Raw genomic sequence first — 13,207 nt, 5'->3', positions numbered from 1 at the left:
CCGTGGCGCGCTCTCCGACCGCTGGGCGCGCCCGTCGCCTAGGCTCTCTCGAATGAGCACCACGACGACCTCCTCTCGCCGCGCCTCCCGTCGCCCCCGTCGCCGGCGTCGCGGCCTCTGGATCGCGCTCAGCATCCTCCTGGTGCTGATCGTCGCCGCCGTGGTGGCCGCCGTCCTCGCCGTGCAGACCTATGACAAGGCGATGACGGTGCGGGCCAAGCTCACCTCGGCCATCCCCCTCGTCTCGCAGGTCGCCGACCAGCTCACCGGTTTCGACACGGCCGGCGCGGAGGCGACGGCCGGCCAGATCGCGACGCTCACGCAGGAGGCGCGCGACCAGACCGACGACCCGGTGTGGCGGGTGATGGAGGTCGTGCCCTTCCTCGGCCCCAACCTCTCTGCGGTGCGGGCGGCGACCGAGATCGCCGACGACGTCTCGGACAAGATCGTCGGCCCGCTCTCGTCGACCTCGCTCGACGTGCTCAAACCAGTCGACGGCAAGATCGACATCTCGGCCATCACCGAGCTCTCGCAGAAGATCACGACGGCCAAGGGAGTCGTGGACGGCGCCCAGTCGCGGGTCGCGCAGATCGACCGCAGCGCGCTCGTGCCGCAGGTCGCCTCGGCTCTCGATGCCTTCGCGCCTCAGCTCGAGACCGCCACGAAGACGATGGACCAGGTGGAGCCGCTCACGACGATCCTCCCCGATGCGCTCGGGGCGAGCGGCCCGCGGCACTACCTCGTGATGTTCCAGAACCTGGCCGAGGCGCAGGCGCTCGGAGGCGGCGCCTCCTCGGTCATGCAGCTGAACGTCGACGGGGGCGCGATCTCGATCGGAGAGCAGCTGTCGAGCAGCGACTTCAGGGGTCTGAAACCCGTGACGGTCGACCAGAGCGCGCTCGACACCTTCGGCACCAACCTCGCGACGACCTTCAACGTGTCGACGAGCCGCCCCGACTTCCCGACGGCCGCCTCGATCGCGACGCAGTTCTGGGCGCAGAAGTTCCCGGAGCAGAAGATCGACGGCGTCCTCGCGATCGACCCGGTCGCCCTCTCCTACCTCCTCGCGTCGACCGGACCGGTCACCTTGACCGACGGCACGGAGCTGACGAGCAAGAACGCCGTCTCGACGCTGCTCAACCAGATCTACTTCCGCTACCCGGAGTCGACGGTCGCCAAGCAGACCGACGCGTTCTTCGCCGAGGCGAGCGCGACGATCCTCAGCAAGATCCTCGGCGGCGACATGGAGCCGACCAAGATGCTGCCCGCCATCGTGAAGGCGGTCGGCGAGAGCCGGATCCTGGCCTACAGCACCAACAGTGACGAGCAGGCCCTTCTTGCGCCGACGCCCATCGCGGGGGTGCTGCCGACCACGAACGCCGACAGCACGACCACGGGCGTGTTCTTCCAGGACGCCTCGATCGGCTCGAAGATGGACTACTACCTCGACACCGCGGTGACGCAGTCGAGCGCCAACCGGTGCGCCGCCTCCGGAGCGACCTTCATGACCACGGTGAAGCTCACGAGTACCGTCACGGACACGATCGCCAAGACGCTGCCGCCATACGTGGCCGCAGCAGGCGGGCGCGGGCCGATCCCGCTCGGCAACTTCATCACGCTCGTCTACGTCTACGGCCCTCCCGGCACGACCGCGTCGACCTCCGACGCGAGCTGGGCCGGCGGCCTCGGGGGGGTGGAGTCGACGACCGACGATCTCGGCCGACCCGTGATGAAGCTCTCGCTGCAGCTGAGCCCCGGTCAGTCCGACACCGCCACGGTCACTTTCACGGCAGGCGATTCGAACGGCTTCGGTGAGCAGGCTGTCCGCGTCACACCGATGATCAACAAGACCGACGTGAAGCTCGAGGACGAGGCGAACTGTGCGGGCTGATGCCGATCGGGCCGCACGGCCCGGCCGGCCCCGCCCGCGTCAGGCGAGCGCGGAGCCGGGGATCGAGCTCGTGACGAGCCAGGACGCGAGGTAGGCCGCTCCGATGCACAGCACGATGCCGACGGCCGGGATCCAGAAGGCGCGGCGGCCGACGAGGTAGCGCACGATCGTCACGCCGACGGCGATCAGCGCCACGCTCGGGGGCAGGAGGAGCGCGATCGTGACTCCCCAGTCGATGCGGTCGAAGTCGCAGGCGAAGTTCTGTCCTTCGCACTGCGCCGGGAACACGGCGAGGATGGCCGCGAGATAGCCGAGCACGACGCAGAGCAGGCCGAGCGCCAGGCAGCCGAGCACCGAGAGCGCGAGGTCCCAGCGGCGGCGGAGGGGGCGGCCGGCGGCGATCCTCTCTCGGACCGAGCGGTACGCCTCCGCGCGCAGCTCGTCGTGGGCGGTGGGGCGCACGGGAGCACGCGGCGGCGGCTGCTGGCGGGGCGTGCGGTTCTTTGCGGAGGAGGCCACGGTCAGAAGATCATCGGTCGGTCGTCGTCGAGCGTCGTGTCGAGGTCGAGGTCGACCACGACGGGAACGTGGTCGCTCGGGGCGTCGCCCTTGCGCTCGTCGCGGTGGATGGACGCTCCGGTGACGAGCTCGCCGAACGCGGGGGAGCCGAGCACGAAGTCGATCCGCAGGCCCTCGTTGCGCGGAAACCGCAGCTGCTTGTAGTCCCAGTAGGTGTAGCCCTCGGGTACGAGGGGACGCACCACGTCCCGCATGCCGGCGTCGACGAACGCCGCGAAGGCCGCGCGCTCCGGAGCTGAGACGTGCGTGGATCCCGGCCCGAGCGAGGGGTCGCCCACGTCGCTGTCGAGCGGAGCCACGTTCCAGTCGCCCATCAGCGCGAGCGGAAGGTCGGGCTCGGCCGCGAGCCACTGGCGGGTGCTCGCCTCGAGGGCCGCGAGCCACTCGAGCTTGTAGTCGTAGTGCGGATCGCCGACGGCCCGGCCGTTGGGGACGTAGAGGCTCCAGACGCGGACGCCGTCGACGGTCGCGCCGATCGCGCGCGCCTCGGGCGGGAACGAGCCGTCCTCGAGGGGCGCCTTGGCGAAGCCGGGCATCCCGGGGAAGCCGATCGCGACATCCTCCAACGGCAGGCGGGAGGCGATGCCGACGCCGTTCCACTGGCTATAGCCGACCATGTCGACGTGGTAGCCGGCCTCGGCGAAGGCCTCGTGCGGGAACTGCTCGGGCTTGCACTTCAGCTCCTGCATGGCCAGCACATCGATGTCCTCGCGCACGAGCCAGTCGATGGTGCGGCCGCTGCGGGCCCGGATGGAGTTCACGTTCCAGGTGGCGATGCGCATCCTCGAAGTGTAGGAGGCGGCTCCGACAACTCCGCGGCGCGACGTCGACCGGGGACGCCGATCGCGGGCGGCCGCCGACCGTCCGGCCGGGCTCTTGCGGAACCGGTGTCGGTGGTCGATGGTTGTCTTGCGCTGTCCCCGATCGGCGCCCTCTGCCGCTCCTCGAGCGCCGTCGTCGCGCTGTTCCCCCACAACCCACTGCCCGTACATCCGCTCCATCGCCGGCGTCGATCGCCGTGCTCTGGCGTCTCCTGTCCTCGGAGGACCGATGATCCTGCTCCGCCTCGCGTCCTCGTACGCGAAGCCCTACCTGCGATGGGTCGTCGCCGTCGTCGTCCTGCAGCTCGTCGCGACCCTCGCGGCGCTCTACCTGCCGAGCCTCAATGCCGAGATCATCGACAAGGGAGTCGGCACGGGCGACACCGACTTCATCTGGTCGACGGGCATGACCATGCTCGGCGTCTGCCTCGTGCAGGTGGTCGCGGCGATCGGAGGCGTCTACTTCGGCGCCCGCACCGCGATGGCCGTCGGTCGCGACCTGCGTCGCGACGTCTACCGCCGTGTCGACTCGCTGAGCGGCCTCGAGGTCGGCCGTTTCGGCACCGCGACCCTCATCACCCGCGGCACCAACGACGTGCAGCAGGTCCAGATGCTCGTCCTGATGACCCTGAACTTCATGGTCTCGACGCCGATCATGTGCGTCGGAGGCATCATCTTCGCCCTGCGCGAGGACGCCGGCCTCTCGTGGCTCGTGTGGGTGTCGGTGCCCGTCCTCTTCATCGTGGTGGGCGTCCTCGTGTTCCTGCTCCTGCCGCTGTTCCGCCTCATGCAGGAGCGCATCGATGGCATCAACGGTGTGCTGCGCGAGCAGATCACGGGCATCCGAGTCGTCCGCGCCTTCGTCCGCGAGCCGTTCGAGTCCGAGCGCTATCGCCTGTCGAATGCCGCGATCACCGAGGTCTCGATCAAGGTGGGCAACATCTTCGTGCTGATGTTCCCGGCGATCATGATGATCCTCCACCTGGCCACCGCCGCCGTCCTCTGGTTCGGCGGCCATCGCGTCGACGCCGGCCAGATGCAGGTCGGCTCGCTCACGGCGTTCCTCCAGTACCTCCTCCAGATCCTCACCGCCGTGATGATGGGCGTGTTCATGGTGATGATGGTGCCGCGTGCCGTCATCTGTGCCGAGCGCATCCAGGAGGTCCTCGATACCCGCACGAGCCTCACCACTCCCGCGGGGGGAGTCGCCGCTCCGAGCGGCGGTCGCGTCGAGTTCTCGGGGGTCGTGTTCGGCTATCCGGGGGCGGAGCGCCCCGTGCTCGCAGGGATCGACATCGTCGCCGAGCCCGGTCGCACGACCGCGATCGTCGGCTCGACCGGCGCAGGCAAGACGACGCTCCTCGGCCTCGTGCCGCGACTGTTCGATCCACAGGAGGGCTCGGTGTCGATCGACGGGGTGCCCGTCTCCTCGCTCGATCGCACGCAGCTCGCTCGGGTCGTCGGCCTGGTGCCGCAGCGCCCCTACCTCTTCTCGGGCACCATCGGCTCGAACCTGCGCTTCGGTCGCCCCGACGCGACCGACGAGGAGCTGTGGGAGGCGCTGCGCATCGCCCAGGGTGAGGACTTCGTGCGGGGCAAGGAGCACGGGCTCGACGAGCCCGTGGCCCAGGGAGGCACCAACGTGTCCGGCGGCCAGCGTCAGCGGCTCTGCATCGCGCGCGCCCTCGTCGCACGCCCGCGGGTCTACCTCTTCGACGACTCGTTCTCGGCCCTCGACGTCGCGACCGATGCCCGCCTTCGGGAGTCGCTGGCCGCGGCGACGACCGACGCGACCGTGATCATCGTGGCCCAGCGCGTCTCGACCATCCGGCACGCCGACCAGATCGTCGTGCTCGACGCGGGCCGCGTCGTCGGCCGTGGCACGCACGACGAGCTCCTCGAGTCGAACGAGACCTACCGCGAGATCGTCGAGTCCCAGCTGAGCGTGGAAGGGGTGTCCTGAGATGGCGCGTGCACGCGACACGACGGCCGAGCAGCCGAGCGAGGCCCCCTCGCTCGAGCCAGAGTTCGAGCCCGGCGAAGCCGACGGAGGCATGTTCGGCGATGGCCCGCCCGCCCGCAAGGCGCAGAACTTCTGGCCTTCGGCGAAGCGGCTCTTCAGCCTGCTCGGGCCCGAGCGGGTCCGCATGATCGTGGTCGTCGCGCTGGTCTCGGCATCGGTCGTCCTCACCGTCATCGCGCCGAAGATCCTCGGCCAAGCGATGGACACGATCTTCAACGGCGTGATCGGCTCGCAGCTCCCGGCAGGAGTGCCGCTCGAGCAGATCATCGAGCAGCAGCGCGCGTCCGGCAACGGCACGTTCGCCGACATGCTCGCCAAGACCGCGATCGTTCCCGGCCAGGGCATCGACTTCGTGGTGCTCGGGCGCCTGATCATCATCGTGCTGATGATGTATGTGGTCGCCTCCGTCCTCATGTGGGCGCAGGGCTATCTCCTCAACGGGCTCGTCATGCGGGTCGTCTACGGCCTCCGGCAGGACATCGAGGCCAAGATCAACCGCCTCCCGCTGCGCTACTTCGACACGCGCCAGCGCGGCGATGTGATGTCGCGGGTGACCAACGACGTCGACAACATCCAGACGGCTCTTCAGCAGGCCTTCTCGCAGCTCGTGCAGTCGGTGCTCACGATCATCGGCATCACCGCGATGATGTTCATCGTCTCGTGGCAGCTCGCCCTCATCGCCCTCATCTCGCTCCCGCTCTCCGGCGTCATCGCGGGCGTCATCGGCGCCCGCTCGCAGAAGCTCTTCGCGGCGCAGTGGAAGAACACCGGATCGCTCAACGGACACATCGAGGAGACGTTCTCGGGTCTCGAGATCGTCCGCGCTTTCGGCCGCGACCGCGAGATGCTCGAGGAGTTCGACCGGCGCAACGACAAGCTGTTCCGCGCGTCGTTCGGCGCGCAGTTCGTGTCGGGGATGATCATGCCCGCGATGACTTTCGTGTCCTACCTGTCCTACGTGCTCATCGCGGTGGTCGGAGGCCTGCGCGTCGCCTCCGGTCAGCTCACCCTCGGTGACGCGACGGCCTTCATCCAGTACTCGCGAGAGTTCACCCAGCCGGTGACGCAGCTCGCGAGCATGGCGAACATGCTGCAGTCGGGAGTCGCGTCGGCCGAGCGCACCTTCGAGCTCCTCGACGCCGAGGAGCAAGACCCCGAGACGGCCACCGAGTCCCTCCCGCAGCGCACAGACGGGCACGTCGAGTTCGAGGACGTCTCCTTCTCGTACGACCCCGAGCAGCCGCTGATCGAGGGGCTCAGCTTCTCGGCGCAGCCCGGTCAGACCGTCGCCATCGTCGGTCCGACGGGAGCCGGCAAGACCACCCTGGTGAACCTCGTCATGCGGTTCTATGAGCTCACCGGCGGCCGCATCCTCCTCGACGGCGTCGACATCACTCGACTGGCCCGGGGTGAGCTGCGTTCCCGCGTCGGAATGGTCCTGCAGGACGCGTGGCTCTTCGAGGGCACGATCCGCGAGAACATCCGCTACGGGCGTCTCGACGCGAGCGACGACGAGATCGTCGAGGCCGCCCGCGCGACGATGGTCGATCGTTTCGTCCGGCAGCTCCCCGACGGATACGACACGGTCCTCGACTCCGAGGGAGGCAGCGTCTCGGCGGGCGAGCGGCAGCTCATCACGATCGCGCGCGCGTTCCTCGCGAACCCGTCGCTGCTCATCCTCGACGAGGCGACCTCCTCGGTCGACACCCGCACCGAGCTCTTGGTCCAGCACGCCATGAACGCGCTGCGCACCGACCGCACCTCGTTCGTCATCGCGCACCGTCTCTCCACGATCCGCGATGCCGACACGATCCTCGTGATGGAGGCGGGACGCATCGTCGAGCAGGGGGCGCACACCGACCTCCTCGCGCGCAGAGGTGCCTACTACGAGCTCTACATGACGCAGTTCCGCGGAGGCGGCGGCGAGGCCGAGGAACGCGTCACCGCGGCCCGGCTTCCAGGCGCCGGGGGGACCGCCCCGTAGAGTAGGCGCGTGACCGACGCACGCCAGCAGCTCATCGAGTACATCGGCTCCGACGCCGTCTTCCACGGGGATTTCACCCTGACGAGTGGCAAGAAGGCGAGCTACTACGTCGACCTGCGGCGGGTCAGCCTCGACCACCGCGTCGCTCCCCTGATCGGCGAGGTGATGCTCGACCTCATCGCTCCGATCGAGAACGTCGCGGCCGTCGGCGGCCTCACCATGGGTGCCGATCCGATCGCGGCGGCGATCCTGCACCAGGGAGCCGCGCGCGGCCTGTCGTACGATGCCTTCGTCGTGCGCAAGGAGCCGAAGGACCACGGCCGTGGACGCCAGGTCGAGGGCCCCGATCTCGAAGGCAAGCGTGTCGTCGTGGTCGAGGACACCTCCACGACCGGCGGCTCGCCGCTCGCCGCCATCGAGGCGCTCGTCAAGGTCGGTGCCGAGATCGCGGGAGTCGCGGTCGTCGTCGACCGTGCCACCGGCGCCCGCGAGATCATCGAGGGTGCAGGCTACCCCTACTTCGCGGCGATCGGTCTGGCCGACCTCGGCCTGAGCTGATGGTCGACGACGGCGGCCGCAAGCGCGGCGAGCACTCCGGAGGTGAGGAGCGCCCGGAGCCGGAGCGCCCGGTCGGGGGCAGCGAGTGGCTCTTGCAGCAGCTCAGCAACGGGCGGCTGAAGAGCATCTTCGATGCGCCGCGGCAACCTGCGCCCCCTGCTCCCGCGCCGCCGACGGATCCCGCCCCGACGGAGGACGCCGACGGCCCGGCGACGGTCTCGGAGGCCCCCGTCGCGTCCGAAGGCGACGACGAGCCTCCGCGCGCTGGCCTGCCCGGCGAGGGGCGGTCCGCCTCCGACACGGCCGCCGCCGCGCGCACGACTCCCGTCGGCACCTGGCCGGGCGAGCCCGTACAGAACGTCTCCGTGCAGAACGTCTCCGTGAACGACGAAGCGGAGTCGGGCGGATCCGAGCGGGACCAGCACATGGAGGCCAGCGAGGAACGGTCCGGTGCCGAGCAATCCGCCGCCGAACAGCCCGATGCTGGGTCCGACGTCGATGTCGTCGAGTCGGCCGGCGCGGGCGTCCCGTTCCGCCGGCGACGCTCGGAGCGGGAGCCGGTCGCCCCGCTCTCGGAGGCAGACCGTGGGGCGGACGGCGAGGCCGGGCGTGACGCGCCTCCGCGCGAGGGCGATGCGCTCTCTCGTGACGAGGTCGTGACGAGCTTCTTCGGTCCGGGCGACCCCGCGCCGCGCCTCGTCTCCCCCGAGGAGACAGCCTCCGGGCAGGTGGATGCGCCCGCGACCGCCCGCACCGTGGAGAGCGCCTCCTCACCGGACGCTCCCGCGACCGCCTCCTCCTCGGAGGTCGACAGCACTGCCGACGCGCCGCTCGACACCCGGGCCGACGCCTCCCAGGAGGACGTCGAGGCGCCCCCCGGTCGTCCCGAGGGCGCGACGACGCCGACCCCCCGCGCCCCGGGTGGTGCGGTCGACCCCGACGCCGTCTACCAGTGGCCGGACCCGCGCGGCGACTGGGACGCGCCTCCCGTGTGGGAGGAGGTCGTGCCCTCGCACGACGACCCCGACGACGACGGTGGCGACGAGGAGCTCTGGCGCGACACCGCCAGCGCTTACGCCTGGAACCTCGAGCCCACCGCCCCGCCCTCCGAGCCGGAGCCCGCGCCGGCCGCCCCCGCCCCGTTCACGACGGCCCCTGCCTCTGCCCACGTGAACGCCGCCGAGCCGCGGACACCGCGGGGCCCGGCACCACGGCTCCTGAGAGGCCGAGGCACTTCCGAGAGCCCCGCGCCCCGCCCCTCCGCCTCCGAGGGGCGCGCGGCCAGCCGGCGCCGCCTCCTCATCGGCTTGATCGTGCTCGGAATCCTCGTCGTTCTCGCCGCCCTCGTCGCGATCGGCTTCGTCTCCGCGTCGCGCAGCCCGGAGGCCGCCGCCCCGCCGCCCGCGTCGAGCGACTCGGAGGCACCCAGTTCCACCCCTTCGGCCAGCACTCCCGCATCGACGTCCGGTCCCCTCTCCGCGGGTACCTGGGCGTGGAACGCCCTACGCGGCGGCGAATGCCTCCAGCCCTTCTCCTCTGCCTGGGCCGAAGAGTTCACGGTCGTGTCGTGCGACACGGCCCACGCAGGCCAGCTCGTGGCTACGGGCTCGCTCACGGACGCGAGCTATCCCGGTCAGCAAGCCCTCGCCGTGTCGGTCGCGTCCCTGTGCCAGGCGCAAGGAGTCATCGACGTCGAGGCCGCCACGGCCGTCGGCGACGTCCAGGTGGCGGGGACCTTCCCCGTCACCCAGGAGCAGTGGGATGCCGGTGAGCGCAGCTACTACTGCTTCGTGAACCGCGCGGGGGGCGGGGCGCTCACGGGTTCGCTCGCCGGTACCCCTGCCGTCTGAGCCGCGCGCGCGGCTTGTAGGGTTGCCGATCGTGGACGAGAACGAGACGCCCGGCGCGGTCGCGGGGCCCTCGGCCTCCGTCGAGCAGACGACGAACGGTGTGGGCCCCTGGCCGGGCGAATGGCCCGACGACGAACGCCTCGACCCCGAGCTCCTCGAGCGCGGGGATGCCCGCAACGTGATCGATCGTTTCCGCTATTGGCGCATGGAGGCGATCGTCGCCGAGCTCGACCGGACCCGCCATCCTTTCCACGTCGCCATCGAGAACTGGCAGCACGACATGAACATCGGTTCGATCGTGCGCAGCGCCAACGCGTTCGGGGCAGAGGGCGTGCACATCGTCGGACGTCGCCGCTGGAACAAGCGTGGCGCGATGGTGACCGACCGCTATCAGCACGTGCGTCACCACGAGACGATCGCGGAGTTCGCTCGGTGGGCGGTGGAGGAGGACGTGCCGATCCTCGCGATCGACAACGTACCCGGCTGTGTGCCCCTCGAGACCTTCGCGCTGCCCGAGCGGTGCGTCCTGCTGTTCGGGCAGGAGGGGCCTGGGCTGTCGGCGGAGGCGCTCGCCGCCTCCGAGGTCGTGCTCGAAATCTCGCAGTTCGGCTCGACTCGCTCGATCAACGCCTCCGCTGCCGCTGCCGTCGCGATGCACGCGTGGGTGCTCCAGCACGTGCGGTTCTGACAGGAGACCCGCGTCAGCGGTGGGAAGTCGGCGCCGGATGCCGTCGATCCGCGGCACCTCGGTGCCACTCCCGAGCTCCCCGAGTCGCCGCCGAGACTCAGATGTCGGTCGGGAACTCCGACTCGATCGGGTCCGATGCGAGTAGCTCGTGGACGCCGCTCAGGATCTCGTCGGGGCGGAACGGGTAACGCTCGATCTCGGCCGCATCGCTGATGCCCGTCATCACGAGGATCGTGTGGAGTCCCGCCTCGATGCCCGCCACGATGTCGGTGTCCATCCGGTCGCCGATCATCCCCGTGTTCTCGCTGTGGGCGCCGATCTTGTTCATCGCCGAGCGGAACATCATCGGGTTGGGCTTGCCGACGACGTAGGGATCTTTGCCGGTCGCCTTCGTGATGAGCGCCGCGATCGCCCCTGTCGCGGGCATGACACCCTCGGCGCTCGGACCCGTCGCATCCGGGTTGGTGACGATGAAACGGGCGCCGCCCACGATCAGACGGATCGCCTTGGTGATCGCCTCGAAGCTGTAGTTGCGGGTCTCGCCGACCACCACGTAGTCGGGCGAGGTCTCGGTCATGATGAAGCCCGCCTCGTGCAGGGCCGTCGTGATGCCCGCCTCACCGATGACGAACGCGCTGCCTCCCGGCATCTGCGAGGCGCAGAAGTCGGCGGTGGCCAACGCGCTCGTCCAGATACGCTCCTCTGGCACGTGCAGACCGGAGGTGCGCAGTCGTGCCGCCAGATCGCGCGGCGTGAAGATCGAGTTGTTCGTGAGCACCAGGAACGGCGTGCCCGCGTCGGTCCACTGCCGGATCAACTCCGGTGCGCCCGGGAGCGCCTGGTTCTCGTGCACCAGCACACCGTCCATGTCGGTGAGCCAGGCCTCGACGTCATTGCGGTTTGTCGCCATGGGTCGATGCTATCGGCGGGGCTCGCGCGAGGCGCGGCCGCTCCGGTCTGACCGCGACGATCCGCGCCTCCTGAGCCCCTGTGGAGGAGGCTCGGCCGAGCCTCTTCCGTGCGCCTCCTCCCACGCACACGGCCCCGCCACGGCAGGACCGGGCTAGCCTGGAGGAATGAGTGGCGAGAACCTGCTGGGCCCCGAACCGACCCTCCTCCCGGACGAGCCCGCGGTGACCGCGGCCCTCGCGAAGCACGCGAGCCCGGGAGCGGTCGAGTTCGCCGCCCTCGCCGCCGCCCATCCGCGCTCCCCGCTCGCCTGGGCGCTCCTCGCCGACAGCGTCTGGGGGATCGACGCAGCCCTCCCCTCCTACGCCTACGCCCGCGTCGGCTACCACCGCGGCCTCGACCTCCTCCGCGCCGCGGGCTGGCGCGGCCAAGGGTCCATCCCGTGGCGCCACGGGCCCAACCGCGGATTCCTCCTCGCCCTCTACGCGCTCCGACGCGCTGCCGACTCCATCGGCGAGAACGACGAAGTCGCCCGCCTCACCCAGTTCCTTCAGCAAGCCGACCCGGTCGCCATCGACGAGATCGAGCGATACCACGAGGACGCGTTGCCTCCCACCGCCTCCATCGTCATCCTGGGCGCCGATTGAGCGTCGCCCACTCGCGGCGGTGTCGTCGGGGCAGGATGGGGGGATGGACGGTGCTGTGGTGGAGGAGTTCCTGCGGGGGTTACCGGGGGCAGGAGACAGCTTTCCCTTCGGGGAGGGGGTCCGGGTGTGGAAGGTCGAGGGGAAGGTTTTTGCGCTCGAGTCGGAGCGGAACGGTCGCCCGGTGGTGAGCGTCAAGGCGCTGCCCGAGAACGTGGTGCACTTGGTCGCGGGCGTCGAGGGGATCGAGCCCGGCTACCACCTCAACAAGAAGCACTGGGTGACGGTCGACACCGGCGGGCTCGTCGACGAGGAGCTCGTGCTCGAGCTGGTGGCCGAGTCGCACGCGATCGTCGTCACGAAGCTGCCGCGCCGCCTCCGCCTCACCCTCGACGGGACCGCCTCGGGCTCCCTCTCGGAGGACCGCTGACCCCTCGCGCGAGGGCCGGTTCAGAGTCCGTACGACTCGAGGTACGCGGCGGTGTCCCGCCAGCCCTCGACGGCGAAGCACTCGACGCCCATCGCCTTGACGGGGTAGTCGTTGCCGTCCGGGTCGAGGCGGTCGCCGACGAAGATCATGTCGTCGAGAGGGATCGAGGTCAGCTCGGTGAGCTTGTGCATCCCATACGCCTTGTCGATGCCCTTGCGGGTGATGTCGACCGAGGTGGAGCCGCCCGAGCGGACCTCAAGGTCGGGGAGGACGGCTTGCACGGCCTCGCGGAGGGTGTTCTTCTTCTCGCCGTCCGGGTCCCACGCCTGCTTGGCCTCGACCGGTGCCGACTGGCCGAGGGCCGAGAAGGTGACCTGCGAGTCGCGGTCCTCGAGGATCGGCCCCCAGGTCTCGGACTCCCAGTAGCCGAGCTCCTTCGCCTTCTCTTCGACGGCGGCGAGGGCGCGCGACTTCTCGTCGTCGGTGAGGTTCTCGGCGTACACCTGCTTCCAGTCGCCGTCCTCGTAGCGGTAGTACTGCGTGCCGCACGTGGGCATCAGGTGCAGCTTGGCGAGCACCTCCGGGTCGGCGCCCTGCAGGCGATCGAGGACCTGCATGCGGAACTGCCCGATCTGGCCGCCCGAGATGATGCAGACCTCGGTGGCCTTGAGCAGACGGACGAAGAGGTCGGCCATCGCCGGGTCGACGGGGGACTTCGAGGCGGCGAGAGTGTCATCGAGGTCGAAGGCCATCAGGCGGGGCAGGGTGCTCATGGATCTCGTTTCACGGTCTGCGGTCGGTGAGGCGCGATAGCGCCGTATCGAGGATAC

At 70.0% G+C, this 13,207-nt stretch carries 12 protein-coding genes; 8 read left to right on the top strand and 4 right to left on the bottom strand.

From position 1 onward, the window contains the following. Positions 1–52: 52 nt before the first annotated feature. Positions 53–1,891, top strand: a complete 1,839-nt coding sequence (locus ITJ45_RS00285; protein ID WP_194606856.1) for a DUF4012 domain-containing protein — start codon at positions 53–55, stop codon at positions 1,889–1,891. A gap of 39 nt (positions 1,892–1,930) precedes the next feature. On the opposite strand, the gene ITJ45_RS00280 is transcribed toward ITJ45_RS00285, so the two are convergent. Next, complete coding sequence (locus ITJ45_RS00280; protein WP_194606855.1) at positions 1,931–2,410, bottom strand: hypothetical protein; 480 nt, start codon at positions 2,408–2,410, stop codon at positions 1,931–1,933. Between the two features lie 2 nt (positions 2,411–2,412). Continuing rightward, positions 2,413–3,252: an exodeoxyribonuclease III gene (locus ITJ45_RS00275; protein ID WP_194606854.1), complete on the bottom strand. Its 840-nt coding sequence runs from the start codon at positions 3,250–3,252 to the stop codon at positions 2,413–2,415. A gap of 268 nt (positions 3,253–3,520) precedes the next feature. On the opposite strand from ITJ45_RS00275, the gene ITJ45_RS00270 reads away from it, so the two are divergent. The 5 genes from ITJ45_RS00270 to ITJ45_RS00250 are packed head-to-tail and all read left to right on the top strand — an operon-like array spanning position 3,521 to position 10,394. Beyond that, entirely contained in the window at positions 3,521–5,254 is a 1,734-nt protein-coding gene (locus ITJ45_RS00270) for an ABC transporter ATP-binding protein (RefSeq protein WP_194606853.1), read from the top strand. Between the two features lies 1 nt (position 5,255). Beyond that, the gene (locus tag ITJ45_RS00265) at positions 5,256–7,298 is read left to right on the top strand and encodes an ABC transporter ATP-binding protein (protein ID WP_323742795.1); all 2,043 of its coding nucleotides are present in this window, start codon (positions 5,256–5,258) and stop codon (positions 7,296–7,298) included. Positions 7,299–7,307: 9 nt separating this feature from the next. Beyond that, complete coding sequence (gene pyrE / locus ITJ45_RS00260) at positions 7,308–7,856, top strand: orotate phosphoribosyltransferase (protein WP_194606852.1); 549 nt, start codon at positions 7,308–7,310, stop codon at positions 7,854–7,856. Then, positions 7,856–9,706: a hypothetical protein gene (locus ITJ45_RS00255; RefSeq protein WP_194606851.1), complete on the top strand. Its 1,851-nt coding sequence runs from the start codon at positions 7,856–7,858 to the stop codon at positions 9,704–9,706. The genes pyrE and ITJ45_RS00255 overlap by 1 nt, the downstream gene beginning before the upstream one ends. A 31-nt stretch (positions 9,707–9,737) precedes the next feature. Further along, positions 9,738–10,394, top strand: coding sequence for a TrmH family RNA methyltransferase (locus ITJ45_RS00250; protein ID WP_194606850.1), 657 nt, complete (start codon positions 9,738–9,740; stop codon positions 10,392–10,394). A gap of 97 nt (positions 10,395–10,491) precedes the next feature. On the opposite strand, the gene ITJ45_RS00245 is transcribed toward ITJ45_RS00250, so the two are convergent. Next, positions 10,492–11,304 (bottom strand): HAD-IIA family hydrolase, encoded by an 813-nt coding sequence (locus ITJ45_RS00245; RefSeq protein ID WP_194606849.1) that lies wholly within the window; start codon positions 11,302–11,304, stop codon positions 10,492–10,494. A gap of 166 nt (positions 11,305–11,470) precedes the next feature. Between ITJ45_RS00245 and ITJ45_RS00240 the strand changes: the two genes are divergently transcribed. Both ITJ45_RS00240 and ITJ45_RS00235 read left to right on the top strand, forming a co-directional pair. Next, positions 11,471–11,950 carry a DUF3151 domain-containing protein gene (locus tag ITJ45_RS00240; protein ID WP_194606848.1) on the top strand — a complete coding sequence of 160 codons (480 nt, stop codon included), beginning with the start codon at positions 11,471–11,473 and terminating at the stop codon, positions 11,948–11,950. Positions 11,951–11,993: 43 nt separating this feature from the next. Then, on the top strand, positions 11,994–12,377 hold the full coding sequence (locus ITJ45_RS00235; RefSeq protein WP_194606847.1) for an MmcQ/YjbR family DNA-binding protein: 384 nt from the start codon (positions 11,994–11,996) through the stop codon (positions 12,375–12,377). Between the two features lie 20 nt (positions 12,378–12,397). Here the strand turns inward: ITJ45_RS00235 and ITJ45_RS00230 are convergent, their stop codons facing one another. After that, complete coding sequence (locus ITJ45_RS00230) at positions 12,398–13,150, bottom strand: HAD-IIB family hydrolase (protein ID WP_194606846.1); 753 nt, start codon at positions 13,148–13,150, stop codon at positions 12,398–12,400. Positions 13,151–13,207 lie beyond the last annotated feature (57 nt).

The sequence above is a fragment of the Rathayibacter sp. VKM Ac-2879 genome (genome assembly GCF_015351245.1).
Classification (GTDB): Bacteria; Actinomycetota; Actinomycetes; order Actinomycetales; family Microbacteriaceae; genus Rathayibacter.
Note: the sequence above shows the minus strand (reverse complement) of the source record. Positions and strands in the feature narration are given on the sequence as shown.

Bases quoted from the DNA above. Each gene is read 5' to 3' on its own strand.
- ITJ45_RS00285 (WP_194606856.1), top strand. From the start codon at position 53: ATGAGCACCACGACGACCTCCTCTCGCCGCGCCTCCCGTCGCCCCCGT.
- ITJ45_RS00275 (WP_194606854.1), bottom strand. From the start codon at position 3,252: ATGCGCATCGCCACCTGGAACGTGAACTCCATCCGGGCCCGCAGCGGC.
- ITJ45_RS00270 (WP_194606853.1), top strand. From the start codon at position 3,521: ATGATCCTGCTCCGCCTCGCGTCCTCGTACGCGAAGCCCTACCTGCGA.
- ITJ45_RS00265 (WP_323742795.1), top strand. From the start codon at position 5,256: ATGGCGCGTGCACGCGACACGACGGCCGAGCAGCCGAGCGAGGCCCCC.
- ITJ45_RS00255 (WP_194606851.1), top strand. From the start codon at position 7,856: ATGGTCGACGACGGCGGCCGCAAGCGCGGCGAGCACTCCGGAGGTGAG.
- ITJ45_RS00245 (WP_194606849.1), bottom strand. From the start codon at position 11,304: ATGGCGACAAACCGCAATGACGTCGAGGCCTGGCTCACCGACATGGAC.
- ITJ45_RS00240 (WP_194606848.1), top strand. From the start codon at position 11,471: ATGAGTGGCGAGAACCTGCTGGGCCCCGAACCGACCCTCCTCCCGGAC.
- ITJ45_RS00235 (WP_194606847.1), top strand. From the start codon at position 11,994: ATGGACGGTGCTGTGGTGGAGGAGTTCCTGCGGGGGTTACCGGGGGCA.
- ITJ45_RS00230 (WP_194606846.1), bottom strand. From the start codon at position 13,150: ATGAGCACCCTGCCCCGCCTGATGGCCTTCGACCTCGATGACACTCTC.